This is a genomic window from Curtobacterium sp. NPDC090217 (assembly GCF_044746705.1).
GTDB lineage: Bacteria > Actinomycetota > Actinomycetes > Actinomycetales > Microbacteriaceae > Curtobacterium.
On sequence record NZ_JBIVCR010000001.1, the window covers coordinates 905602 to 929509 of the forward strand.

Genomic DNA, 23908 nt, shown 5'->3' on the forward strand with positions numbered 1-23908 from the left:
TCCCCTCCTCCGTCTCGGGACGGAGGCTCGGAACCCGTCCGGCGTGGGAGGTGCGGTCCGCGGTTCCTCCGTAGCGTCGGTGGTGCGGTGGATCCACCACCGCACGAGAGGGGACACGATGCTCAGTGTCGAGGGAGTGACGAAGCACTTCGGAGACCGCCTGGTGCTCGACGACGTGGCGTTCACGGTCGGCCGGGGTCGGCTCACCGGGTTCGTCGGCGGCAACGGCGCCGGCAAGACCACCACCATGCGCATCATGCTCGGCGTGCTCGACGCCGACAGCGGATCGGTGTCGATCGACGGCCAGGCCATCGGGCCCGCCGACCGCCGCCGCTTCGGGTACATGCCCGAGGAACGCGGCCTGTACCCGAAGATGCCCGTCGCCGAGCAGGTCACCTACCTGGCGCGGCTGCACGGGGTCGACCGTCGCGCGGCCGCCGCTCGCACCGCCGAACTGCTCGAGCGCCTCGAACTGACGCAGCACGCCGACGACCCGGTCGAGAAGCTCTCCCTCGGCAACCAGCAGCGCGTGCAGGTCGCCGCGGCGCTCGCCCACCGGCCGGAGGTGCTCGTGCTCGACGAGCCGTTCTCCGGCCTCGACCCGATGGCCGTCGACACCGTGCTCGGCGTCCTGCGCGAGGCCGCGGCCGACGGGGCCCCCGTCCTGTTCTCCAGCCACCAGCTCGACGTGGTCGAGCGGCTCTGCGACGACGTCGTGGTCATCGCCGACGGCCGGATCCGTGCTGCGGGCCCGCAGGAGGAACTCCGCCGTGCGGCAGGTCCGGCGGCGTGGGAGCTGCTGGTCGACGGGGACGTCGCCTGGCTCCGCGAGGAGCCGGACGTGCACGTCCGCGAGTTCGACGGTGGCTACGCGGTCTTCGAGGCGTCCGAGCCCGTGGCGCAGCGCGTCCTGCAGCGGGCGGTCACCACGGGGACGGTGGGGTCGTTCGGGCCCCGGGTCGCCCGGCTCAGCGAGGTCTTCCGGGAGGTCGTCCGATGAACTCGTTCGGTCAGGCCGTCCGTCTCGTCTCCATCCGTGAGATCCAGGCGCGGCTCCGCAGCAAGGCCTTCGTCATCTCGGCGCTGATCCTGCTCCTGATGGTCGTCGCGTCGATCGTGGTCGGCGGCATCGTCGGCAAGTCGAGCGGCGACAGCACCACGCCCGTCGCGGTCGTGGACGGTGTCAGCCTGCCGTCGACCGGTGGGCTCGACGTCACCCGGGTCGACGACCGTGCCGCGGCCGAGCGACTCGTCCGGAGCGGTGACGTCGACGCCGCGATCGTGCCGGATTCCGGCCCGATCGGGTTCGGTGTCGTCGGGCTCGACAGCGCGCCGACCGACGTCGTCCAGGCGCTCAGCGTCTCGCCGAAGGTGGAGCTGCTCGACCCGGACGCGATGGCGCCGGGGCTCATCTCCCTCGTCGGGATCGCGTTCGGCATCGTGTTCTTCGCCGCGGCGGTCACGTTCGGGCAGTCGATCGCGCAGAGCGTCGTCGAGGAGAAGGCGACCCGCGTGGTCGAGATCCTGATGGCCGCGATCCCGGCCAGGGCCCTGCTCGCGGGCAAGGTGATCGGGAACAGCGTGATGGCCCTCGGGCAGATCGTGGCGATCGCGATCGCAGCGGCGGTGACGCTCGCCGTGACCGGGCAGGACAACCTGTTCACGCTGCTCGGGCCGAGCATGCTCTGGTTCGTCGTGTTCTTCGCGTTCGGGTTCGTGCTCATCGCGGCGCTGTTCGCGGCGTCGGCGGCCCTCGTGTCCCGACAGGAGGACGTCGGCAGCGTCACCACCCCGGTGATGATGCTCGTGATGATCCCGTACTTCCTGATCATCTTCGCCGCGGACAACCCCACCGTGCTCGGGATCATGTCCTACGTGCCGTTCAGCGCCCCGATCGGGATGCCGATGCGGATCTTCCTCGGGACCGCCGAGTGGTGGGAGCCGATCGTGTCGCTCCTCGTGGTCATCGCGTCCGCCGCGCTCGTCGTCGTGATCGGTGCCCGGGTCTACGAGAACGCCCTGCTCCGCACCGGTGGACGGGTCAAGCTGACGGAGGCGCTGCAGCGCTGACGTCGTCCGGGCCGGCGGTGGCGGTCACGGAGTCGACCGCCACCGTCCGCCCGGTCCGCACGGACTCCTGTGCTGCCAGCACGATCGACAGCGTCCGCAGCCCCACCCGCACGTCGGGCTGGGGCTGCACCCTTGTCCGGACGGCGTCGACGAAGGTGGCGAGCATCGCCTCGTCGAGGTCGGCGCCGTACCTGGCCTCGATCGGCAAGCCCGTCTCCGCGGCGATCCCCCGCGCGGCCTGGCCGAAGAAGTCGAGCGACACGGTCCCGCCGGTCCCCGCGACGTCGAGCGTCAGCCCACCCCACACCGCGGACGTGTCCGCCTTGCTCCACGAGCAGTCGATCGCGGCGATCACCCCGTTGTCGTACGTGATCGTCACGAGCCCTGCGGTCTCGGCCCGCGCGCGCCCGGCGTGCAGCGTGCGGTTCGCCACGGCCGTGACGGTCCCCGGCGCTGCACCCATGAGCCCCTCGAGCATGTCGGCGATGTGCACGACGTGGTCGACGATCGCGCCGCCGCCGGACAGTGCCGGGTCGGTGAACCAGTCGCGGGTGCGTGGCAGCATGCCGTTGTTCGTCCCACGGATCGAGAACAGCTGCCCGAGCGCACCGGCGTCGTGAGCGGCCCGGAGCTTCGCGAACGCCGACGAGAACCGCACCGGGAACGCCACCATGAGCAGCACCCCGGCGCGTTCGACGGCGTCCCGGATGGCGAGGCCGTCCTCCCACGTCGTGGCGAGCGGCTTCTCGCACAGCACGTGCGCACCGGCCGCTGCGGCGAGTTCGACGAGCTCGCGGTGCCGCGCGTTCTCGCTCGTGACGACGACGGCGTCCGGCTGCCACGCCAGCAGCTCGTCGTGGGTGTCGGCGTAGGCGACCCCGAGCGCCTCGGCGAGGTCGCGGCCGCGCAGCGCACCGACGGACGGCCCGGTGCTCACGCCGTCCGGATCCGAGCCCATGACCTCGACGCCGTCCATCGCCTGCAGGGCGCTGAGGTACCCGATCGCGTGCGTGTGCGCGAACGACATCACGCCGATCCTGATGGTCACGCGCCACCTCCCAGCGTCACGGGCTGCCCGGTCTCGATCGACTCGAGCGCGGCGTTCGCGATGCGGACCGCTGCTGCTCCGTCCGCCGCCGTGACGCGGGGCTCGGGCTTCGCCGGGTCCAGCACGGCCCCGAAGAACTCCGCGAGCTCCAGCCCGTACGGATCGTCGGCCGGATCGACCGCGGGCAGGAACCCGTCGACGGCCTCCGGCACCGCCAGGTCCGCGACGTAGTCGACCTCGTCGCGCGATCGGTGCGACAGACTGCCGAGCGTGCCGGTCACCGAGTACTCGGTCGTGAACGGCAGGTGCTGCGGTCCCCAGATCCCCGCCACGTGGCTGATCGCCCCCGACGCGTGGGTCAGCAGGACGTGCGCCGCCTCGACCGGCTCGGCGTCGGTCCCGGAGCGCACACCGACCGCCGACACCGTCGTCACCTCGCCGGCCACCCAGCGCGCGATGTCGAGGTCGTGGATCATCTGGTCCATCACGATCCCGCCGGACAGGGCACGGTCCGCGAACCACGGGGTGCGGATCGGGAAGGCGCCGGAGCGGACGAACCGCAGGACCGCCAGGTCGCCCAGGAGGCCCGTGGTCACGGCCTCCTGTAGGCGCACGTACGCAGGGAAGAAGCGCACCACGTGGGCCGGGAAGAGCCGTCGGCCCGCGTCCCGTGCGCACTGCACCAGGTCCGACGCGTCGGCGTCGGTCCGCGCCAGGGGCTTCTCCGAGACGACGTCCTTGCCCGCCGCGAGGGCCGCCCGGACCACCTCGGCGTGGGCGAACGTCGGGGTGACCACGTCCACCACGTCGACCGCTTCGAGCAGGGCGTCGAGCGAGTCCACGACCGTGACGGACGATCCAGCTGCGGCCGCTGCCGATGCCCACGCGGCCGCGAACTCCGGCGCACCGTCCTTCGCGTACACGGTCACGGATCCGAGCCGCAGCAACCCGGGCATGTGGGCGTGCGCGATCCCACCGGCCCCGACGAGGCCGATGCGGAGCGGGGTCGCGGGCATCTCGAACTCCTTGACTGCCGGCCGGTTCGACGGTGACGCCGGTCGCCGTCAGCCTATCCAGCCGGTGCTCAGTCCTGCTGGTCCGCCTCGACCGCGGCGCTCAGCCGGTCCAGGACGTCGGGGACCGCAGAGCGCACGCGGCTCCAGCTCGGGATGAACGCCCGGTCGTTCGGGCGGGCGGTGAAGGCGCCGCCGGCGTCGAGGATCGCCTTCGTGAAGAGCTCGACCGCCGCTTCCTCTGCGTGCTGGTCGAACCCGAGCCCGTTCATCTGGGCCTCGTGCCGGTAGATCTCCACGATGTCGAGTGCGTTCCGGTAGTACGTCGCCTTGAGGACCCGGAACGAGTCCGAGGTGAGCGGGACGCCCATCGTCGCGAGCTTCCGGAACAGCGACTGCACGATGTCGTTCCCCATGCGCGCCAGCCCGCCGGTGCCGTCGGCCTCGGCGAGGGGCTGGTGCTTGTGGTCGTACGCGTCGGCGATCTCCACCTGGCAGACCTGGCGGGTGGCGTAGTCGCGGTACACCTCGGACAGCATCCCGATCTCCAGGCCCCAGTCGCCCGGGATCTTCAACCCGTTCAGGACGTGGGCGCGCATCGCGAACTCGCCGGACAGCGGGTAGCGGAAGCTGCTGAGGTACTCCAGGTACTCGGACTCCCCGTAGACCTGGCGGAGCGACCGGAGCAGAGGACCGACGAGCAGGCGTCCGACCCTGCCGTTGATCCGGCCGTCGGCGACGCGGGCGTAGTAGCCCTTCGAGAACTCGTAGTCGAACGCAGGGTTCGCCAGCGGGTAGAGCATCCGCGCGAGCATGCCCCGCTCGTACGTGGTGATGTCGCTGTCGTGCAGCGCGATGCACTCGGCTCGCTCGGACGCCAGGGCGTACCCGGTGCAGTACCAGACGTTGCGTCCCTTGCCGGGTTCACCCGGTGCCAGCCCCGCGGCGTCGAGGTCGGCGTCGAGTGCCCTGAGGCGCGGGCCGTCGTTCCACAGGATCCGGTGGCGCTGCGGCAGACGCGCGAAGAACTCACGGGCGTGCTCGAACTGCGACCGGTCGGCACGGTCGAGCCCGATCACGATCTCGCTGAGCCAGTCGGCCTCGGCGAGCTCGTCGACGATGCGGGTCAGCGCCGGCCGTTCGAGCTCCGAGTACAGCGCCGGCAGGATCAGGCTCATCGGGCGCTTCTCGGCGAACCCGCGCAGGTCGTCCTCGATGCTCGCGGTGCTGCGGCGGCTGAGGTCGTGGAACGTCGTGATGACGCCGTTCTGGTGGAAGTCGCTCATCGGTCGCTCCTCAGGAAGTGGGTCAGGCCCTCGGCCCAGCCGTGCGGGCCGGGGGCGGTCGTTCGGTACACGCGTTCGCGTCGGTCGTCGACGAACGGTCCCGGCGCCGGGCCGTGGCCACGGACGACGACGGCGAGGTCGACGGCATCGAGCAGGTCGGTGTCGTTCGGGCCGTCGCCGAGGCCGATCGTGCACGGCGTCCGGCCGGTCCGGCGCTCGTGGTCGGCGAGGAGCATCCGCACCGCAGCGCCCTTGCCGCACCCGGTCGGCAGGACGTGCCAGAACCGGCCACCGCGCACCAGGTCGAGGCCCGACGCTGTGAGCCCAATGCGGAAGTCGTCGGCGCGGTCGTCGTCCTCGGTGCGCCAGAGCAGGACCTCGGACGCGGCACGTCGACGCGCAGCGGACGCGGCGTCGACATCGAGCCCGGTCCACGTCGCGACGATCTCGTCGGAGACGGACGAGAACGTCGCGAAGTGCAGGTCGAGTGCGTCGCGCAGGTCGTCGAGCACGTCCTGCAGCCGCCCGAGGCTGCCGTCCGCCGGTCCGGCGAGGACGGTACCGCCACGGCCGACGACGACCGCGCCGTTCTCCGCGACGAACGCCTCGCCGGTCAGCCCGGTGCGCTCCTGCAGTGCCGCGATCTCGGCCGTCGTCTTGCTGCTGCAGAACACCACCGGGACGCCGTCGGACCGCAGACGATCGAGCACGGGGAGCGCCGCCGCGAACGAGTAGTCGTGGTGGTCGAGGAACGTGCCGTCGAGGTCGGTGACGACCATCAGGTCGGGTGCTGGCATCGGTCTCCGCTCGCGGCTGGCTGGGCTGCGGGCGGCGACGCCCGGACCCACCATGCCATGCGCATGCGACGGTCAGGTTAACGACGTCGTCGTTGGATTGACCTCAAAAGCGGGTCACTTGACCCGTTTTCGTGTACATTGGTCTGAGGAGGACTTCCGATATGCAACTCGCATCCCCCCTCGCGACTCTCGTCGGTGGCCAGCAGGCGGCGGCTCTGCGGGTACTCGCGCGCACCGATGTGGGCATGACCGGCCGGCAGGTCGCACGCGTCGCTCAGACCGGGAACACCGCCATCAAGCGAGCCCTGGACAAACTCGAACACGCAGGTCTCGTGACCGTGAACCGCGGACTCCACAGTTCGAGCTACCGAGTGAACGAAGACCACGTGCTCTGGCCGGCGCTTCGCCTCGCTCTGGATGCATCTCGTGTGCTCGACGAACGGATCGCGCACTTCGTGAATGGATCCGGCGTGCCGGTCACCTCGGTGGCGGTCTTCGGGTCGGTCGCCCGCGGAGAGGCCACCGATGACTCTGACGTCGACCTCGTCGTGGTCTACCCAGACGAGCTCGTGGTCGACCTGTCGGTCGCGCTGGGGTCGGCCGTCGAACGATGGACCGGCAACGAAACTCAGGTGTTCGACGTGTCTCGTGAGGATCTGCGGAAGATGGTCGCCGATGGTGATCCGCTCGTGGAGTCCTGGCGGAAGGAAGCCAGGACCATCGTCGGCGAGGACTTGCGAGGGTTGCTCTGATGGCGGGCAGGATGCGTGCGATGGCGCCCGCCGATGTTCGAGCGCGCGCGGCAGAAGCGAAGGCGTACCTCGAAGACGCGCAGCTGAACATCGAGTCCAACGACCCCACGTATTGGAAGATCGCCGGCTCGAGCGCGGTCCTCGGGGGTATCGCGGCGTCCGATGCGATCTGCGGGAGGGTGCTCGGCGAGCGCTACAACGGTGAGCAACACGGCGAGGCGAAGAAGCAACTCGACAAGGCAACATCGCCCGACACCAGTCCCGGTGCCAACTTCAAGCGTCTGACGGACGAGAAGACGAACTACCAGTACTCGTCATCGCGACCGACGCAGGCGAACACGCGAGCGCTCATCAAGGCTCTCGAACGTCTCATCGACAGGATGGACGCTGTCCTCGGATCGGGATGAGCGACTCGGGCTCACCATCAAGTGGGTGACAGTGCGTCGTCCCGGCGCCGAGCGACGATCGCCCCGTGCGGCCGCGGACCATCCGCTGGCCCGGTGCGCGTGTGGGTCTCGAGCACGTCGAACCCGGCGGAGCGCAGTGCTGCCGACAGGGCCTCGGGAGACCAGCGGTAGGCGGTGACGACCGCGTGGTCGAAGGCCTCCACCCGCTGGCCGACGAAGAACCCGACGAGCAGCCCGCCGCCGGGGCGGAGGACGCGGGCGAACTCGCCGAGCGGTCGGCGGATCGTGGCCGGTTCGTGGTGGATGAGCGAGTACCAGGCGAGCACACCGGCGTGGCTGCCCTCGGTATCGGGGAGCGCGTCGATGCTGCCGAGGCCGAACATCGGTCCCGGATGTGCTGCCCGGGCGTGCTCGATGAACCCGCAGACCTGGTCGACCCCGTGCACGTCGCAGCCACGCTCGGCGAGGTGGGCGGTCCAGTGTCCAGGGCCGCACCCGGCGTCGATGATCGGGCCGTCGACACCGCGCGCCCACGTCGTCACGAGGTGCTCGTCGGCGGGGTGCACCGACGACATCGACCCGAGCAGCCTGATGTACTCGGCCGCCCTGCCCGCGTACGACGCCTCCACGTCAGACGACATCGTGCACCGTCGAGTCGAAGTGCGCGACGACGGCCCGAGCGACCTCGGCCGGGGTCGTGCTGTCCGTCGCGAGCACCACCTCGTCGAGGTCTGCCCGAGCCTGTCGTTCCTGGAGCTCGGCGTACCGCTCGAGGTGCCAGGACAGTACGTGGTCCTGATCAGCGTCGTACCGTCGGCGCAACCGGGTCTCGACGGTCTGGGGCTCCGCGACGAGCCGGATCGCCCGGACCGGCATCCCGACCGCGTCCTCGTAGCGGTGGCGGTCCGTCCGGCTCGCGATCACACCGCTCAGGACGAGCTGCCGCGGACCGGCAGCGCGGTAGGCCGCCCACACGGCGGCGATGTTCTGCGCCTCGATCACGGTGTTGTCGGGGTCGTGGTCCGCCGTCGGCCACGAGCGGTGGAACCAGTCGACGTCCATCAGGGCGAACGGGCGCCCGGCCGCTGCGAGGAGGTCCCCGACGTGGTCGAGCGTCGCGGTCTTCCCGACGCCGTACGAGCCGTTGAGGAAGATCGCGTACGCGTCGCTGCCGGTCACGCTCCGACCCTACGTGGGATCGCAGGACGGGAGGCTCGGTGCCAGCTGGCACCGTCCCTCCAGGCACGGCCGTCACGCCGCTGGCGCGTCGTGCCGGTACCGGCTGGTGGGGCCCACCTCCCGTCCGCCCCGGGGCACGTGATCAGGCGGCCGCTTCTTCCAGGACGGCTTCCGCCCGCTCTGCGCTGCCCTCGGCGAGGCCGCGGTCGATCCGACCGCGCGAAGCCAGCCAGATGACGATGCCCGCGAGGAACACCAGGATCTCCGTGATCGTCAGCGCCCAGATGATGCCGGCGAGGCCGAACCACAGGTTGCCGAGCAGGACGATCGGGATAAACAGGATGCCCTGCGCCATCGACATCGCGATCGCCGGGGTGGCGAGGCCTGCTGCCTGGAACAACGAGGTGAACAGGCCGGTGAAGCCGTTCACGATCGTGGCGACGAGCTGGGCGACCAGGATCGTCAGCCCGATCGCCAGGACGGAGTGGTCGGAGGAGAAGATCGTGAAGACCTGCTCGCGGAAGACGAACACCGTGCCCGAGAAGATCAGCACGATCGCGCCGACGGTGAGTGCCGATGCCTTGAGTGCCGAGTTCAGGCGGGCCCGGTCGCCCTTGCCGTAGGCGTACGCGAGGAGCGGCAGGACACCGATCGTGACGCCCATCACCAGGAACTCCGGCACCTGTGCGATGCGGACCGCGACACCCATCGCGGCGAGTGGGTCGTCGCCGTACTGCGCGGCGAGGTTGTTGAGGACGAGGGTCGTCACGATGAGGAACCCGGCCTGCAGCAGCTCGCTGACACCGATGCCGAACACCGGCCCCAGGACGGCGGGGCGGAGCGTGAACCAGCGGAGCGACAGGGAGACGTTCTCGCTGTGCTTGCCGAGCCACATCACCCAGTACACGATGCTGACGGCGTTGGCGAGACCGACCGCGAGTGCGGCGCCGGCGACGCCCCAGTGCAGGACCAGGATGAACAGCACGTCGAAGACGAGGTTCCCGATCGTCGACAGGATGAGGCCGATCATGGCCTGGCGCGCCGCACCTTCTGCCCGGACCATCTGCTCGAGGCAGAACGCGGCGGCGAGCACGGGGACGAACGCGAGCATGACGGCGACGTAGGCGCTCGTGGCGGGCACGGCTGCCGCGTCCGCGCCGAGCACGCCGACGAGGGGCTGCAGGAGGAGCAGTCCGATGCCGCCGAGGACGATGCCCGTGATGACCGAGCCCCACACGGCGAAGGACGCGACGTGCTTGATCTCGCCGGCCTTCGCGGGGTCGTTCTCGGACGCCCCGAGCAGGCGGGACATCAGCGAGCTGCCGCCGACGCCGAACACGCCGCCGATCGCCATGATCAGGCCGAGGAGCGGGGTGCCGAAGGTGATCGCGGCGAGGAGCGAGGTGTCGTGCTGCGAGCCGATGAAGCCCGCGTTGATGACGTTGTAGAGGGCGCTGACGACCATCGCGGCGGCCATCGGCACGCAGAGGTGGACGAGGGCGCGGGCGATGGGGGCGGCGGAGAGGTACCAGCGGTTCTTCTCCGCTGCGGTCCGTTCCACGGCGGTCGCGGGTGCGGTTTCGGTGCTCATGGTGTGCTCCTTCCCTCCCGGTTCCGGGCAGGGTCGAGCGCGCGCCGACGGACGCCGGCACGGCGTGGTGTGAGTGGAAGTGGGAGCGCCCTGGCGGGCGTGGTCTACCGGGTGGGCTCGTCGAGCTCTGCGGTGACCTTCAGCAGCAGGGTGCGGAGGGTGGCGCGCTCGTCCGGGGTGAGCGGTGCGAGCAGGGTGTCGTCGAGTGCGAGCATCGCGTCCTCGAACCCGGCGATCAGGTCGATGCCGGTCGGTGTGGCGTACACGAGCTTCGTCCGGGCGTTGCCGGCCTCTGCTCGTCGTTCGATCAGCCCGCGCTTCTCGAGGCCCTGCAGGAGACTCGAGACACTCGCGGCGCTGGTCCGGGTCATCTCGGCGATGTCACGCTGGATGGCCCCGGGGTTCTGCTGCAGGTAGCCGAGCACGAAGCTCTGTTCGTGGGTGAGCTCGCGCTCGCGTACCCACTCTTCTGCGGCCTTGCGCTGGGCCCACCCGATCCAGCGCATGAGCTGGAGCGGGGTGTCGAAGTGTGGTGCGCGTTGTGTCATGCTCAGAACTCTAAGTGTTTGAGTTCTAACTGTCAACTCTCGAATTGATCCGGCCGAGCAACGCGAGGGATTCGGCCGTGGGGCCGTCGTCCGTGGCCGAGTACATGATGACCCGGTGCCCGGAGTCGTCCGGCGGGGTCAGCACCTCGAATGCGAGCTCGAACTCACCGAGGTCCGGGTGCCGGAACCGCTTGACACCGGAGACGCAGTTCTCGACGCGGTGGTCCGCCCACATCTCGCTGAACTCGGTGCTCTTCACGGTGAGCTCGCCGACGAGTGCGGCGAGCTCGGGGTCGTCGGGGTTCTTGCCGCCGAGGACGCGGAGGGACGAGACCGCTCGCGACGCTTCGCCGCCCCAGTCGACGTAGAGCTCCCTGGTGTGCGCGTCGAGGAACAGCATCCGCGTCATGGTGGGCCGGTCGAGCGGATCCGCGGGGCTGTCGACGTCGAGGTGCCCGGCGACGAGCCGGTGCCCGAGCTCGTTCCACCCCAGGACCTCGCTGCGCTTCCCGATCACGATCGCCGGGGTCGTGGTCAGCGAACGGAGGAGTCGGAGTGTGCCCGGGCGGATGTGGTCCGGCTCCGGGCGAGGCGGACGGAGGGTCGCCGGGGTGTGTCGAGCGAGGTTCACGAGGTGCGCCTGCTCGTCGTCGCTGAGCCGGAGGGCACGAGCGATCGACGTGATCACCGAGAGCGAGGCGTTCGCGCTGAGCCCCTGTTCGAGCCGGGAGTAGTACGTGGGGCTGACCCCCGCGAGCATCGCGAGTTCCTCACGACGGAGCCCGGGCACACGACGGAGCCCGTAGCCCTGCACCCCGACGTCGTCTGGTTGCAGGCCAGCTCGACGGGTCCGCAGGAACTCGCCCAGTTCGTTCGATCCGGTCACGGAGACAGTCTGTCCGATTGGTGCGCGGGGTGCCTGTCCCTGGCGGTGACAGGCACGACCGGGTGTGGGTGACCGAGCGCCGTCACAGGAGGCTGGCGGACATGAGACCCCGCATCGCCCTGATCCTCCTGCTCACCGCGAGCTTCACCCTCGCCGTGGACTTCTCCATCCTGACCGTCGCACTCCCGGCGATCGGCGCCGACGTCGGCTTCGGCATCGAGGACCTGCAGTGGATCGTGACGGCGTTCGCGCTGTGCTCGGCCGGCTTCACCCTGTTGATGGGACGGGTCGCCGACGTCGTCGGTCGTCGTCGCGTGTTCCTCGTCGGGATGGTCCTGCTCGGGGTCGGATCGCTCGCCGGCGGACTCGCGACGGTCCCCGCCGTCCTCCTCGCGGCTCGGGTCCTGCAGGGTCTGGCGACCGCTATGGTGGTCCCCGCCGCCCTGGCGCTCCTGCTCAGCACGTTCCCCGAAGGCCGGGAACGGGAGCGCGCACTCGGGCTGAACGGCTCGCTGATGGCGGCCGGCTTCACGACCGGTGCGATCCTCGGGGGACTGCTCACCGACGTCCTGTCCTGGCGGTGGGCGTTCTTCCTGAACGTGCCGGTCGCAGCGGTCGTCCTCGTGCTCGGACCGCTGGTGTTGCGGGAGAGCCGTGGTGCCGAGCGGTCCCGGCTCGACGTCCCCGGCGCGATCACGGTCACGGCCGCACTGCTCGCCCTGGTGTTCGGGCTGACGAACGCCGCCGAGGACGGCTGGACCGATGTGCTGACGCTCGGATCATTCGCCGTCGCGGGCGCGTTGCTCGTCGTGTTCGTCGCAGTGGAGCGACGGTCGCGGTTCCCCCTCGTGCCACTCGGCATCCTCGGACGCGCCGAGATCGCCTGGGGCAACGTCGCCGGGGTGCTCGCCTTCGTCACCGAGACGTCGCTCGTGTTCCTCCTGACGCTGTACCTGCAGCGGGTGCTCGGGTACTCACCGCTGGCCGCTGGCCTGTCGTTCGCCGTACTCGGTGTCGGAACGGTGCTCGGCGGCGTGCTGGGCCCGAGGGTCGTCGGCCGGTTCGGCAGCCGGGTCGCCGTCGTCGGTGGGTTCGCCGTGCAGGCAGTCGCCACGCTGCCGCTCGTGCTGGTCTCGGGGGCGCCGGAGTCGATCGCGCTCGTCCTCGTCGCAACCTTCGTCGGCGGTGTGGCGAACCTGGTCGTGATCGTGGGGTTCATGGTCACCGCGACGTCCGGGCTCCCGGAACGCGAGCAGGGGCTCGCGACGGGGTTGACGACGATGAGCCAGCAGATCGGGATCACGATGGGGACGCCCGTCATGAGCGCCGTCGTGACGGCAGTGGTCGTGGGGAGTGCCGCTCCCTTGTCCACCGCGGCGGTGCTACACGGGGTGACGAGCGCGATCTGGGTCAACGCCGGCCTCTGCGCGGCGGCCGCGGTCGCGATCGGGGCGTTCCTCGGGCGACCGAGGGTTGCCGTCCGACGGCCGCAGGTCACTGCCGGACGGTGACCGTGGCGGTGCTCGGACCGCCGCACTGTGCAGAGCCGCCGTGGCGGGTCCACGTCAGGTCGACGGCACGTTCGACGATCGTCGCGCCGGTGTCGTCGCGGAGTGCCACCCGGCCGCGCTCGGGTGTGTCCATGTCCGTCGAGACGGTCCAGACCTCGCCGTCGTGGTCGGTCGTGCGCCACGGCGTCGGGTCCAGGGTGACGGTGTCCGTCGGCTCCGGTTTCGCGGTCAGTGGGCCCGGAGCTGCTGGCGTCGCGTTCCCCGTCGGGACCGGCGCCGATCGCGGCGGCTGCCCTGGCGTGCAGTCGGCACCGCGGCAGAAGGCGACTTCGTGGACGGAGGTCCCGTCGGGGACGCGCACCTCGACGGCGTTCGTCCAGCCGATCGCCGGGCAGGTCGTGGGGAACGCCGCGCACCCGCCGAGCGCCGCGACGAGCAGCACGGCACCGATCGTTGCCCCGGTCGCCGATTGCCCGTTCCCCATGGGTCCATCGTGCCGGGATCGGATCGCGAGGGCGACAGTCTGCCGGTGAACTCCGGGCGGGAACTGTCGCTCCCGCGGCGCTGTCGGGCGGCGCGGCGCTAGGCCGCGTCGACCGCGGCGCGAGCGGCCCGCACGACGTCGGCGTCGGTCACGAAGTGCGCGGAACCGTCGTCGGAGCCGCCCATCGGGACGCCGTCATGGGCGCTCCCCGCGGCTGCGCGCTTCGCGGAGAGGTGCACGGCTGCGGCCCCCGTCGCGAGGAGGGCCGGGACGTCAGCGGGAGTGACCCCTGCGCCCGCCATGACCTGCACGGGCCCGGCCGCGTCGACCATGCGGGCGATCGTCGTGGCACCGGCGACCGCGGTGGGCTTGCCGCCGGACGTCAGCACGCGGGTGAACCCGATGTCGGCGAGGAGCGCGACAGCTGCGACGGGATCGGCGGCGTGGTCGATCGCGCGGTGCAGGGTGACCTCTGCCGTGTCGCGGACCTCCTTCGCGGTCGCCACGAAGCGCCGGAGGACGTCCACGTCGAGCGAGTGGTCCGGACGCAGCGCCCCGACCACGACACCGGCGGCGCCGGAGCGCAGCACGGCCCGGAGTTCCCGTTCCATGAGGTCGATCTCGGCAGCGTCGAACACGAACCCGCCCGGCCGGCTGCGGATGAGCGCGTGCGCCGGGATGCCGGTCTCGTGCACGGCCTCGACGAGCGCCTGCGACGGGGTGAGCCCGCCGAGCTCCAGCCCGACGCAGAGCTCGACACGGTCGGCACCGCCGTCGCGGGCGGTCGCGGCACCGGCCGGCGAGGTGACGGCGATCTCGAGGGCAACGGTCACAGCACGGCTCCGAGGGGTTCGTTCGACGAGGGGATGATCCGCGCGGTCAGGTCGGGCTCCGACGGGAACACTCGATCGTAGGGGAACATCGGCCGCTCGATCCTGTGGTGCCCGAGCCGCTCGAGGTCCTGGTCGACGCCCCCCGGGGTGAGCGCGAGCATCCAGTCGGCGGACATGTCGAAGAGCTCTGGTTCGAGGTAGCCGATCTTCACGATGACGACGTCGGCGCTGCGCGGGTCGAGGTCGAGGTCGGTGAAGTCGTGCTCGTGGTGGTACGGCTTCCTGGTCTTCGTCAGGATCGCGAAGACGCTGCCGACCTGCAGCACGACCTCGATCTCGGCGTCGCGGTCGCCGTGCTTGATCGCGTGCACCCGGCCGGTGATCGTGATCGGGCCCGCGTGCACAGCGTCGACGGTTGCGCCGGCGGTCACGGTGACGGTCGCACCGACACCTGCGTCGACGGCGGTGGCGACGGCATCGGCGCCGGGAACGCTCGCGTAGATGACCACCGGGCCGGACGGGTCGGTGAACGCGGGATGCGCGAGCACCTGGGTCAGCCCCCACGTCATGTCGCCGGAACCGCCCGCGGTCGGGTTGTCGCCGGAGTCCGAGATGAAGTACGGCCGTGCGGCGCCGGGAGCCAGTGCAGCGGCGATGCACTCGTCGAAGGAGCCCGTCGGCGCGACGAACACGAAGTCCTCGCGGACGTCCCAGAAGGCCTGCGCCAGCCGTTCGGCGCCCGCGGCGACCGCGTCCCTCGACCACCCGGTGACGACGGTGACGGCACGGTCTCGGGGTTGGTCGGCCCAGGCGTACCCGACCCAGATCGCGGCGTCGAGGACACCGTCGGTCGCCTCGACCTCCGGCACTTGCGCGTAGAGCGACGCCGCGGGCTCGATGCGCGTCGAGGTCTGCTCGCCGGGGAGGAGCACGGGGATCGGGATCCACGCCTTCACCGGACGACGGGCACCGACGGGGCGGGTGGTGAGCACGTCGACGAGGTTCCGGACGGCGCGCTCCTTCGTCTCCATGGCGTCCTCGTGCGGAGCCATCCGGTAGCAGGTGACGAGGTCGACCTGGTGCGCGAGCTCCGCGGTGACGTTGCCGTGCAGGTCCATCGATGCCGAGACGACCACGTCGGGGCCGATCACCGCGCGGATGCGTCCGAGCAGGTCGGCCTCGGCGTCGTCCAGCCCCTCGACGACCATCGCCCCGTGGATGTCGTACCAGAGCCCGTCGACGGACGTCGACGCCACGATCGCGGTCAGGCGCGCCACGATCTCGGACGCGAGTTCCTCGTAGGACGCACGGTCGACGATGCCGCCCGGCAGCGCGTGCCCGATGAGCGCCCCACGGAAGTCGGCGTCCAACGAGGCGAGGAACGGGTACCGCGCCACGACCTCGTCCCCGCGATCCGGGTGGAACGCCGGCGCGAGGGTCCGCGTCGGCGTGAACGTCGACGTCTCGATGGCGAGCCCGGCGATGGCGATGACGGGACGGTTGCCGGCGGTCGTGGTGCTGGTCGTGTCAGACACGGACGCTCCTGTTCCTGGTGGTCGACTGGGGGATCGGCGTCGACAGGTCCTGCAGTGACGCGGCGAGACCGCGCTGCAGGGCGAACTGTCCGGCACCGACGAGACCCGCGTCCGCGCCGAGCGAGGCGCGCTCGATGACGAGGTGCTGCGTCATGAGGGGGTGGCAGCTCTCGTAGAGCTGGCTGCGCACAGCCGCGACGAACGGGTCGAGGGTGGACAGGATGCCGCCGAGGTACACCGCATCCGGGTTGAAGAAGTTCACGTTGGCGGCGAGCACCTCGCCGAGGTACCGACCGGCGAGCCGCACGGCACGGGTCGCCTCGGGGTCGGCGTCGGATGCGAGTCGCACGACGTCGGCCGTCGAGGTGACCGGCACCCCTGCGGCGCTGAGGATCCGGACGAGCGCCGCGCCGGACGCCACGGTCTCGAGGCACCCGGTGTTGCCGCACGAGCACGGGGTGTCCCCGGCCGCGTCGATCCGCACGTGCGTGATGTCCCCTGCGGAGCCGGTGGCGCCCCGGTAGAGCCGGCCGTCGATGACGATCCCGGCACCGATCGCCGAGCCGGCCTTGATCGTGATCGCCTGTCGCCGCGATGCGGGTTGCACGATCTGCTCACCGGCGGCCATGCAGTTCGCGTCGTTGTCGACCGCCGCCGGCACCCCGAACCGCTCGGTGAGCCACGACGCGACGGGGAACCCGTTCCACCCGGGCATCCGGCTCGGCAGGTCGACGACACCGGCCTCGACGTCGACCGGACCGGGGAGGCTCAGCCCGACGCCGCGGAGCCCAGCGGCTCCGCGCGACTCGATCAGCTCCTCCAGCAGCGACGCCAGTCGCTGGAGCCCGGCGGTGGGGCCGTCGGAGAGCGCGAACGGGACGTTCGCGACCGACTCGAGCGAGCCTCCTGGCAGCACGATGCCGACCCGCGCATGACCGCCGCCGACATCGGCGGCGACCGAATACTCGTCCACCCCACCGATCCGGAGCACCTTGCGGGGACGACCGCCGGTCGAGGCATCGGTGCCCTCCTCGGCGAGCAACCCGTGTGACAGGAGCTGCGACACGACGTGCGACACGGTCGAGGGAGCGGCGGCGAGCAGCCCGGCGATCTCGGTCCGGCTGGTCGCCTGACCGGATGCGACGAGCTCCAGCACTCGGGAGCTGAGGTCCGGCACGACTTTCTCCAATACAACGGGAACACCTGGCAACAACGACGCATCGCCGACTCTAACGGGCAGACAGCAAGGTCGACCCTTTCGACCGAACCGCAGAAACGAAGTATTTACAAACAAATGTTTGTTTTTCCAACGGCTTTGGTCGTTGACTGTCCCCACGCTCCACTCCCGAATCCCACGCACTAGGAGATCCGCATGACCAAGCCCCGTCGCTGGGCCCTCCTCACCGGGGCGGCGATCGCGGTGAGCGCGCTGCTCGCCGGCTGTTCCGGAGGCGGCACCGCTGCCACGAACACCAACTCGGACGAGATCAACTACGCGCTGCCGGCGAACTTCACGCCGAACTGGATCCTGCCGATCGGCACCGCAGCGCACCTCAACACGAACAACGGCTCGATCGCCCAGTCGCTGTACGAGCCCCTCATCGCGTACGACGGCTCCACCGGCAAGATCGCCTGGAACAAGAAGGGCTCGGTCGCGACGGCCGCGGACTTCGCGAGCGACGGCAAGAGCGTCACGGTCACGCTGGGCGACCGGCACTGGTCGGACGGCAAGCCGATCACGAGCCGCGACGTCGAGTTCTGGTACAACCTGATCAAGGCGAACAAGGCCCAGTGGGGGTCCTACTCCGAGGGCAAGGTCCCGGACAACTGGACCTCGTTCACCGCCGACGACGACACGCACTTCACGATCACGTTCGACAAGGCGTACAACTCCGACTGGATGCTCGCCAACCAGCTGAGCCTCGTCGTCCCGCTGCCGCAGCACGCGTGGGACAAGACGAGCGCCTCGGCCTCGGTGTCGGACGCCGACCGCACGACCGATGGTGCGAAGGCGGTCTGGAAGACCATCAACACCGCCGCGGGCAAGATCGCCGACTACGACTCCGACCCGCTCTGGAAGACGATCTCCGGCCCGTACGGCGTGAAGTCGTTCACCACCGCGGGCAAGGTCCAGCTGGTCGCCAACAGCAAGTACGACGGCGGCCAGAAGGCTCAGATCAAGACGGTCAACCTGCTGCCGTTCACCACCGCCGACGCCGAGGCGAACGCGGTCCGCTCCGGCGAGGTCGACTACGGCTACATCCAGGCGACCGACCTCGACCAGAAGGACTCCTTCACGTCGAAGGGCTACGACGTGGAGCCGTGGACCGGCTGGGCGATCACGTACATGCCGTACAACTTCAACAACCCGAAGATGGGCGCCGTCTTCAAGCAGGACTACGCGCGCCAGGCCGTGCAGATGTCGATCGACCAGAAGAGCCTGTCGAAGGTGGTCTTCAACGGCACCGCGACCCCGACCTACGGCCCCGTACCGCAGGCGCAGGAGTCCGACTACGTGTCGAGCACGCAGCAGGACAACCCGTACCCGTTCAGCACGTCCAAGGCCAAGGCCCTGCTCACGAGCCACGGCTGGACCGAGCAGGGCGGCACGATGGTCTGCACCGACGCGGGTTCCGGCGCCAGCCAGTGCGGCGAGGGCGTCGCGGCGGGCACGAAGTTCACCATGCAGGTGCTGTCCCAGTCCGGCTCGTCCGTGACCGACAACATGATGAGCGCGATCCAGTCCTCGCTCGCGAAGACCGGCATCGGCTTCACCATCAAGACGGCCCCGGTGTCGAGCGTCCTGTCGCAGACCCCGACGTGCACCTCGGACGAAGCCAGCTGCGACTGGGACCTGTCGTTCTTCGGCACCGCCGGCAGCTGGTACTTCCCGGCCTACCCGACCGGTGAGGCGCTGTTCTCCACGGGCGGCTCGGCGAACTTCGGCAGCTACTCGAACAAGCAGGTCGACGACCTCATCAACGCGACGACCACCTCGACCGACTCCAGCGCGGTGCAGGAGTACAGCGCGGCGGTCGCGAAGGACCTGCCGGTGATCTGGCTGCCGAGCCCGGACTACCAGATCTCGGTCGTCAAGCAGGGCCTGACCGGGTTCGACCAGGACTCCCTGGCGAACTTCCACCCGGCCCAGTGGAAGTGGAGCAAGTAGGTCGCTGACGCGACCACGGACGGGAGGCGCGGTGCAGGTCCGACCCGCACCGCGCCTCCCGTCCGGCTCACGTACCAACCGACCAACGGAAGCCGCATGACCACAGTCCTCTACCTCACCCGGCGGGTGCTCCAGGCGCTCGCGGTGATCCTCATCGTCACGATCGTCGTGTTCTGCCTGCTGCACGCGCTGCCCGGCGGCCCCGCGAGAGGCGTGCTCGGCGTCTCCGCGACACCCGTCCAGATCGCCGCCTTCAACCAGGCGCAGGGGCTCGACCAGCCGCTGCCCGTGCAGTACCTCCGGTTCCTCGGGCGGCTGCTCACCGGCGACCTCGGCACCTCGTACACGCTCAACGAGCCGGTTTCCCAGCTCATCCAGGAGCGCCTGCCGAAGACCCTGGTGCTGACCGGGCTCTCCGCGGTCCTCGGCCTCGTCGTCGCGATCCCGATCGGCATGTGGCAGGCCGCCCGCCGCAACGGCGCGGTGGACTACACGGTCACGGCACTCGCGTTCGTCTTCTACTCGACGCCCGCGTTCTTCCTCGGACTCGTCCTGATCGTGGTGTTCAGCCAGCAGCTGCCGTGGCTGCCGTCGCAGGCGCCCAGCGGCAACACCCTCGCCGAGGTCTTCCAGGACCCGGCCGGGCTCGTGTTGCCGGTGCTGACCGGGGCGCTCGCGATGATCGCGGTGTTCAGCCGGTACATGCGGGCATCGACGCTCGAGAACCTGCAGGAGGACTACGTGCGCACCGCCCGCGCCGGCGGATCGTCGACGATGACGATCCTGCGGCGGCACGTGTTCCGGAACTCGCTGACGCCGGTCGTCGCGATGCTCGGGTACTACCTGCCGGTGCTGTTCGGCGGCGCGCTCGTCACCGAGCAGCTGTTCAACTACCCGGGCATGGGGCTGCTGTTCTGGAACGCGGCGCAGTCCTCGGACTACCCGACGCTCCTCGGCTGCGTCCTCGTCATCTCGGTCGCGACGGTGATCGGCACGCTGCTCGCGGACGTCGCCCAGTCTTTGATCGATCCTCGTGTGAAGGCGGACCGCGCATGACCGACCCGTCCCTCATCGATACGTACCGCTACCGCACTGTGAAGGCGGACCGCGCATGACCACCGTCCAGATCGCCCCGGAAGCCCCGGGTGGAACCGTCTCCGTCGCGTCCACTGGGTGGAAGCTGGCCGCGCGCCGGTTCTCGCACAACACCCTCGCCGTGATCGGCCTCGCCGTGATCGTCGTCATCGTGCTGTTCTGCTTCGTCGGCCCGTTCCTGTACCCGACCGACCAGACCCACACGCAGCTGTCACAGGCCAACCTCGGCCCGAGCGCCGCACACTGGCTCGGCACGGACGCCGTCGGGCACGACGTCCTCGGCCGCCTGATGTACGGCGGCAAGGTGTCGCTCATGGTCGGCATCGCGGCCGGCATCCTCGCCACGGTCGTCGGCACGCTGTGGGGCTCGGTCGCCGGGTACGTCGGCGGCTGGGTGGACGCGGTGATGATGCGCATCGTCGACGCGGGCATCGCGATCCCCGCACTGTTCATCCTGCTCGTCATCTCCGCGATCACCACGCCGGGGGTCGGCGGGCTCATCGTGATCCTCGGCCTGGTGTCGTGGCTGGTCCCCTCCCGCCTGATCCGCGCCGAGACGCTCACGCTGAAGAACCGCGACTACGTCCTCACCCTCCGCGCCATCGGCGGCTCGCACGCCCGCGCCATCGGGAAGCACCTGCTGCCGAACTCGGTGTCCACGATCGTCGTCGCCGCCACGTTCCAGGTCGCCGACGCGATCCTCCTCGTCGCGTACGTCTCGTACCTCGGCCTCGGGGTCCAGGCGCCGGCGACGGACTGGGGTGGGATGCTCTCAGCGGGACTCACCGCCGCGTACTCGGGACGGTGGTGGCTGATCGTGCCGCCGGGTCTCGCCGTGATCCTGGTCGTCTGCGCGTTCAACGCCGTGGGCGACGGGCTCCGGGACGCTTTCGACGTGAGGGGCCGGGGATGACCGACACCATTCTGCAGACCACCGACCTCGGGGTCTCGTTCAGCACCGAGTCGGGCACGGTCGACGCCGTCCGCGGGGTCTCCCTGTCGGTCGCGCCCGGGGAGACCCTGGCGCTCGTCGGGGAGTCCGGCTCGGGCAAGTCCACCGTCGCGCTCGCCGCGATGGGGCTCCTCTCCGGCAACGCGACGGCGTCGGGTAGCGCGGTCGTCGCCGGGCACGAGGTGATCGGTGCCACCGAGCCGGCGCTCCGTGGGCTCCGTGGGAAGACCGTGTCGATGGTCTTCCAGGAGCCGGCGACCGCCCTCGACCCGCTGACCCGCGTGGGGGAGCAGATCGCCGAGGTCATCAGGAACCACCGCTCCGTCCCCGCCGCTGCCGCACGGTCCGAGGCCGTCGAGCTCCTCGGCAAGGTCGGCATCCCCGACCCGTCCACGCGGGCCCGTGCCTTCCCGTTCCAGCTCTCCGGCGGGCAGCGGCAGCGTGTCGTCATCGCGATGGCGATCGCGAACAGCCCGGCGCTCCTCATCGCCGACGAGCCCACCACGGCGCTGGACGTCACCGTGCAGGCCGAGATCCTCGAGCTGCTCCGAGCGCTCGCGGTGGACAGCGGTACCGGTGTGCTCCTCGTCACGCACAACATGGGCGTCGTCGCGGACTTCGCGGACCGCGTGGCCGTGATGCTGCAGGGCGAGATCGTCGAGACGGGCCCGGTCGAGGACGTCCTGCTCCGCCCGCAGCACGAGTACACGAAGCGGCTGCTCGCCGCTGTGCCGCGGCTCGACACGCCTGAGTCGGTCGCGGCCCGGGACCGAGCAGCGGCCCCGGTCGTCCAGGTGGTCGAGGACACGGACGGGAGGCTCGGTTCGGCTCCGGTGGTCGACCTGCGGGACGTCTCGGTGACGTTCGGGCGCGGGGCGCGGGCGGTCCATGCCCTGAGCGGCATCGACATCGCGGTGCACGCGGGTGAGACCGTCGGCCTGGTCGGCGAGTCCGGCTCCGGGAAGTCGACGGCAGCGCGGGTCGCGCTCGGCCTCATCAAGCCGACCGCTGGTGCCGTGCACCTGTTCGGCGAGGACCTCCGGCGCACGCGTGGGCGGGACCGGCGTGCGCTGCGGTCGGGGATCGGCGTCGTCCTGCAGGACCCCGTCGCCTCGCTCGACGCCCGCATGTCCGTCGGGGAATGCATCGCGGAACCGCTCGCGGTGCACCGTCGCGGGATGTCGACCGGGGAGCGGCGGAAGCGCGTCGACGAGGTGCTCGACGCCGTCCGGCTGCCCCGTGCCCTGGCGAACCGTGCCCCGCGGGAACTCTCGGGTGGTCAGCGGCAGCGAGTCAGCCTTGCCCGTGCGCTCGTGCTCGACCCGCGGCTGCTCGTCGCCGACGAACCGACATCCGCGCTGGACGTCAGCGTGCAGGAGGCAGTGCTCGAGGTCCTGACCGAACTGCAGGGCGAGCTCGGGTTCGCGTGTCTGTTCGTGTCGCACGACCTCGCCGTCGTGCAGCACTTCGCCGAGCGCGTCGTCGTGATGCGCCGCGGCGTGATCGAGGAGCAGGGCACGACGGGCACCACGCTCCTGCACCCGACGACGGACTACACGCGTCGGCTGCTCGCGGCGGTCCCGGTCCCGGACCCGGTGCTGCAACGGCAGCGTCGGACCGAGCGGCTCGCGACCCTCGCGGCGGTGGAGTCGTGAGCGCGGTCTTCGCCGGCGTCGACGTCGGTGGGACGAACACCAAGGTGCTCATCGCGACGCCGTCCCTCGAGGTGATCGACCGCGTCGACCTGCCGACGCCCGCGCACGCGGGTGGGGCGGCGATCGTGGCGGCGGCGCTCGGCGCGGTGACGGACCTGCTCGACCGGCACCGAGCCTCCCTTGCGGGTGTCGGCGTCGGCGCTGCCGGTGTCGTGGACCCGGCCACGGGGACCGTGCTCGTGACCGGGAACTCGTTCACCGGCTGGGCCGGTTACGGCGTGACCAACGCGGTGTCTGCGGCGCTCGGTGTCCCCGCGACGCTCGACAACGACGTGAACGCGTTCCTGCTCGGCGAGATCGCGGCCGGTGCCGTCGTGGGGGAGCGCGACGTGCTCGGGATGACCCTCGGGACCGGGGTCGGCGGCGCCCTCGTGCTCGACGGGTCCCTGTTCGGCGGCCCGCGGGGTGCCGCTGGCGAGATCGGGCACGTGCCGGGGTTCGGCGACGAGCTCTGCACGTGCGGCCAGCACGGACACCTCGAGACGATCGCGGCGGCGCGCGGGATGGCATCGCGCTACGAAGCCCGGACCGGGCGGGGCCTGCCCGTGCACGCCATCGCGGACGCTGCCCGCGCCGGCGACGTCGATGCCCGCGCGGTGTTCGACGACGCCGGGTGGGGGATCGCCAGGGGGATCCTGCTGACGGCGGGCATCCTCGACGTGACGACGGTCGTCATCGGGGGCGGGGTCGCACGATCGTGGGACCTGCTCGCGCCGACGATCTCCGCCGCGATCGCTGCCGAGCCCCCGGTGTCCGGGGCGGCCATCCGCGTGGAGCAGTCCACGCTCGGGTCCGACGCCGTCGCCCTCGGCGCGGCGGCGCAGGTGCGGGCGCTCGTCCGCGATGCGGAGCTCGCGTAGGGACCGGGCCGCCAGGCGTCGTCGTCCATGGTCGTCCGTGGTCGTCTTTCGTTGTCCACTGGATTGCGCCCGCCTGCGAACGCCGCGCCCCGTCACCGCGGGGCGCGATGTTCGTGCGGAGGTGCGAAATGAACGGGCCGCGCCGCCCCTCCGACGTACCCCAGGCCTCCAGTGGCG

General features: G+C 70.7%; 23 protein-coding genes. 10 read left to right on the forward strand and 13 right to left on the reverse strand.

The features are described from left to right. Window positions 1-118 precede the first annotated feature (118 nt). Together ACIPJ2_RS04640 and ACIPJ2_RS04645 are read left to right on the forward strand one after the other, a co-directional pair. Window positions 119-1000 (forward strand): ABC transporter ATP-binding protein, encoded by an 882-nt coding sequence (locus ACIPJ2_RS04640; RefSeq protein ID WP_281266526.1) that lies wholly within the window; start codon window positions 119-121, stop codon window positions 998-1000. Further along, window positions 997-2070, forward strand: a complete 1074-nt coding sequence (locus ACIPJ2_RS04645) for an ABC transporter permease (RefSeq protein WP_402727761.1) — start codon at window positions 997-999, stop codon at window positions 2068-2070. Before ACIPJ2_RS04640 ends, ACIPJ2_RS04645 begins: the two co-directional genes overlap by 4 nt. Here the strand turns inward: ACIPJ2_RS04645 and ACIPJ2_RS04650 are convergent. The 4 genes from ACIPJ2_RS04650 to ACIPJ2_RS04665 all read right to left on the reverse strand — a co-directional run bounded on the left by ACIPJ2_RS04650 (window position 2042) and on the right by ACIPJ2_RS04665 (window position 6214). Then, complete coding sequence (locus tag ACIPJ2_RS04650) at window positions 2042-3118, reverse strand: Gfo/Idh/MocA family protein (RefSeq protein WP_402727762.1); 1077 nt, start codon at window positions 3116-3118, stop codon at window positions 2042-2044. The two genes, ACIPJ2_RS04645 and ACIPJ2_RS04650, sit on opposite strands and share 29 nt — an antisense overlap. Next, window positions 3115-4134, reverse strand: a complete 1020-nt coding sequence (locus tag ACIPJ2_RS04655; protein WP_402727763.1) for a Gfo/Idh/MocA family protein — start codon at window positions 4132-4134, stop codon at window positions 3115-3117. The genes ACIPJ2_RS04650 and ACIPJ2_RS04655 overlap by 4 nt, the downstream gene beginning before the upstream one ends. Before the next feature lie 68 nt (window positions 4135-4202). Next, complete coding sequence (locus tag ACIPJ2_RS04660; RefSeq protein WP_402727764.1) at window positions 4203-5417, reverse strand: hypothetical protein; 1215 nt, start codon at window positions 5415-5417, stop codon at window positions 4203-4205. Continuing rightward, the gene (locus ACIPJ2_RS04665) at window positions 5414-6214 is read right to left on the reverse strand and encodes an HAD-IIB family hydrolase (RefSeq protein ID WP_402727765.1); all 801 of its coding nucleotides are present in this window, start codon (window positions 6212-6214) and stop codon (window positions 5414-5416) included. The genes ACIPJ2_RS04660 and ACIPJ2_RS04665 overlap by 4 nt, the downstream gene beginning before the upstream one ends. Window positions 6215-6345: 131 nt before the next feature. Here ACIPJ2_RS04665 and ACIPJ2_RS04670 point away from each other — a divergent pair, with 131 nt between their 5' ends. After that, window positions 6346-6966: a nucleotidyltransferase domain-containing protein gene (locus tag ACIPJ2_RS04670; RefSeq protein ID WP_402727766.1), complete on the forward strand. Its 621-nt coding sequence runs from the start codon at window positions 6346-6348 to the stop codon at window positions 6964-6966. Then, window positions 6966-7373 (forward strand): hypothetical protein, encoded by a 408-nt coding sequence (locus tag ACIPJ2_RS04675; protein ID WP_402727767.1) that lies wholly within the window; start codon window positions 6966-6968, stop codon window positions 7371-7373. Before ACIPJ2_RS04670 ends, ACIPJ2_RS04675 begins: the two co-directional genes overlap by 1 nt. Before the next feature lie 17 nt (window positions 7374-7390). Here ACIPJ2_RS04675 and ACIPJ2_RS04680 read toward each other — a convergent pair whose 3' ends face one another. From ACIPJ2_RS04680 to ACIPJ2_RS04700, 5 genes are all read right to left on the reverse strand, one after another. Continuing rightward, window positions 7391-8014 (reverse strand): class I SAM-dependent methyltransferase, encoded by a 624-nt coding sequence (locus tag ACIPJ2_RS04680; RefSeq protein WP_402727768.1) that lies wholly within the window; start codon window positions 8012-8014, stop codon window positions 7391-7393. After that, window positions 8004-8552: a hypothetical protein gene (locus ACIPJ2_RS04685; protein WP_402727769.1), complete on the reverse strand. Its 549-nt coding sequence runs from the start codon at window positions 8550-8552 to the stop codon at window positions 8004-8006. The genes ACIPJ2_RS04680 and ACIPJ2_RS04685 overlap by 11 nt, the downstream gene beginning before the upstream one ends. A 142-nt stretch (window positions 8553-8694) precedes the next feature. Beyond that, window positions 8695-10143: an MATE family efflux transporter gene (locus tag ACIPJ2_RS04690; protein ID WP_402727770.1), complete on the reverse strand. Its 1449-nt coding sequence runs from the start codon at window positions 10141-10143 to the stop codon at window positions 8695-8697. Between the two features lie 104 nt (window positions 10144-10247). Further along, on the reverse strand, window positions 10248-10691 hold the full coding sequence (locus ACIPJ2_RS04695) for a MarR family winged helix-turn-helix transcriptional regulator (RefSeq protein ID WP_281266537.1): 444 nt from the start codon (window positions 10689-10691) through the stop codon (window positions 10248-10250). A gap of 25 nt (window positions 10692-10716) precedes the next feature. Beyond that, window positions 10717-11577 (reverse strand): helix-turn-helix domain-containing protein, encoded by an 861-nt coding sequence (locus tag ACIPJ2_RS04700; protein WP_402727771.1) that lies wholly within the window; start codon window positions 11575-11577, stop codon window positions 10717-10719. A gap of 101 nt (window positions 11578-11678) precedes the next feature. Here ACIPJ2_RS04700 and ACIPJ2_RS04705 point away from each other — a divergent pair, with 101 nt between their 5' ends. After that, on the forward strand, window positions 11679-13088 hold the full coding sequence (locus ACIPJ2_RS04705) for an MFS transporter (RefSeq protein WP_402727772.1): 1410 nt from the start codon (window positions 11679-11681) through the stop codon (window positions 13086-13088). On the opposite strand, the gene ACIPJ2_RS04710 is transcribed toward ACIPJ2_RS04705, so the two are convergent. From ACIPJ2_RS04710 to ACIPJ2_RS04725, 4 genes are all read right to left on the reverse strand, one after another. Continuing rightward, a complete protein-coding gene (locus ACIPJ2_RS04710; protein WP_402727773.1) occupies window positions 13072-13572 on the reverse strand; it encodes a hypothetical protein in 501 nt (166 codons plus the stop codon). The two genes, ACIPJ2_RS04705 and ACIPJ2_RS04710, sit on opposite strands and share 17 nt — an antisense overlap. A 98-nt stretch (window positions 13573-13670) precedes the next feature. After that, window positions 13671-14405 (reverse strand): copper homeostasis protein CutC, encoded by a 735-nt coding sequence (locus tag ACIPJ2_RS04715; protein ID WP_402727774.1) that lies wholly within the window; start codon window positions 14403-14405, stop codon window positions 13671-13673. Further along, window positions 14402-15940: a M81 family metallopeptidase gene (locus ACIPJ2_RS04720; RefSeq protein WP_402727775.1), complete on the reverse strand. Its 1539-nt coding sequence runs from the start codon at window positions 15938-15940 to the stop codon at window positions 14402-14404. The genes ACIPJ2_RS04715 and ACIPJ2_RS04720 overlap by 4 nt, the downstream gene beginning before the upstream one ends. Beyond that, on the reverse strand, window positions 15933-17117 hold the full coding sequence (locus ACIPJ2_RS04725; RefSeq protein WP_402727776.1) for an ROK family protein: 1185 nt from the start codon (window positions 17115-17117) through the stop codon (window positions 15933-15935). Before ACIPJ2_RS04725 ends, ACIPJ2_RS04720 begins: the two co-directional genes overlap by 8 nt. Before the next feature lie 195 nt (window positions 17118-17312). Here ACIPJ2_RS04725 and ACIPJ2_RS04730 point away from each other — a divergent pair, with 195 nt between their 5' ends. The 5 genes from ACIPJ2_RS04730 (at window position 17313) to ACIPJ2_RS04750 (ending at window position 23731) form a co-directional block, all read left to right on the forward strand. Then, window positions 17313-19109: a peptide ABC transporter substrate-binding protein gene (locus tag ACIPJ2_RS04730; RefSeq protein WP_402727777.1), complete on the forward strand. Its 1797-nt coding sequence runs from the start codon at window positions 17313-17315 to the stop codon at window positions 19107-19109. 96 nt (window positions 19110-19205) lie between these two features. Continuing rightward, the gene (locus ACIPJ2_RS04735) at window positions 19206-20165 is read left to right on the forward strand and encodes an ABC transporter permease (protein ID WP_402727778.1); all 960 of its coding nucleotides are present in this window, start codon (window positions 19206-19208) and stop codon (window positions 20163-20165) included. Between the two features lie 55 nt (window positions 20166-20220). Next, the gene (locus ACIPJ2_RS04740) at window positions 20221-21117 is read left to right on the forward strand and encodes an ABC transporter permease (RefSeq protein ID WP_402727779.1); all 897 of its coding nucleotides are present in this window, start codon (window positions 20221-20223) and stop codon (window positions 21115-21117) included. Continuing rightward, the gene (locus ACIPJ2_RS04745) at window positions 21114-22811 is read left to right on the forward strand and encodes a dipeptide ABC transporter ATP-binding protein (protein WP_402727780.1); all 1698 of its coding nucleotides are present in this window, start codon (window positions 21114-21116) and stop codon (window positions 22809-22811) included. Before ACIPJ2_RS04740 ends, ACIPJ2_RS04745 begins: the two co-directional genes overlap by 4 nt. Continuing rightward, window positions 22808-23731, forward strand: a complete 924-nt coding sequence (locus ACIPJ2_RS04750; RefSeq protein ID WP_402727781.1) for an ROK family protein — start codon at window positions 22808-22810, stop codon at window positions 23729-23731. The genes ACIPJ2_RS04745 and ACIPJ2_RS04750 overlap by 4 nt, the downstream gene beginning before the upstream one ends. The last annotated feature ends 177 nt before the right edge of the window (window positions 23732-23908 follow it).

Coding starts and splice junctions, on each gene's coding strand:
- ACIPJ2_RS04640 (WP_281266526.1), top strand. CDS start 119: ATGCTCAGTGTCGAGGGAGTGACGAAGCACTTCGGAGACCGCCTGGTG.
- ACIPJ2_RS04645 (WP_402727761.1), top strand. CDS start 997: ATGAACTCGTTCGGTCAGGCCGTCCGTCTCGTCTCCATCCGTGAGATC.
- ACIPJ2_RS04655 (WP_402727763.1), bottom strand. CDS start 4,134: ATGCCCGCGACCCCGCTCCGCATCGGCCTCGTCGGGGCCGGTGGGATC.
- ACIPJ2_RS04660 (WP_402727764.1), bottom strand. CDS start 5,417: ATGAGCGACTTCCACCAGAACGGCGTCATCACGACGTTCCACGACCTC.
- ACIPJ2_RS04665 (WP_402727765.1), bottom strand. CDS start 6,214: ATGCCAGCACCCGACCTGATGGTCGTCACCGACCTCGACGGCACGTTC.
- ACIPJ2_RS04675 (WP_402727767.1), top strand. CDS start 6,966: ATGGCGGGCAGGATGCGTGCGATGGCGCCCGCCGATGTTCGAGCGCGC.
- ACIPJ2_RS04680 (WP_402727768.1), bottom strand. CDS start 8,014: ATGTCGTCTGACGTGGAGGCGTCGTACGCGGGCAGGGCGGCCGAGTAC.
- ACIPJ2_RS04690 (WP_402727770.1), bottom strand. CDS start 10,143: ATGAGCACCGAAACCGCACCCGCGACCGCCGTGGAACGGACCGCAGCG.
- ACIPJ2_RS04695 (WP_281266537.1), bottom strand. CDS start 10,691: ATGACACAACGCGCACCACACTTCGACACCCCGCTCCAGCTCATGCGC.
- ACIPJ2_RS04705 (WP_402727772.1), top strand. CDS start 11,679: ATGAGACCCCGCATCGCCCTGATCCTCCTGCTCACCGCGAGCTTCACC.
- ACIPJ2_RS04710 (WP_402727773.1), bottom strand. CDS start 13,572: ATGGGGAACGGGCAATCGGCGACCGGGGCAACGATCGGTGCCGTGCTG.
- ACIPJ2_RS04730 (WP_402727777.1), top strand. CDS start 17,313: ATGACCAAGCCCCGTCGCTGGGCCCTCCTCACCGGGGCGGCGATCGCG.
- ACIPJ2_RS04735 (WP_402727778.1), top strand. CDS start 19,206: ATGACCACAGTCCTCTACCTCACCCGGCGGGTGCTCCAGGCGCTCGCG.
- ACIPJ2_RS04740 (WP_402727779.1), top strand. CDS start 20,221: ATGACCACCGTCCAGATCGCCCCGGAAGCCCCGGGTGGAACCGTCTCC.
- ACIPJ2_RS04745 (WP_402727780.1), top strand. CDS start 21,114: ATGACCGACACCATTCTGCAGACCACCGACCTCGGGGTCTCGTTCAGC.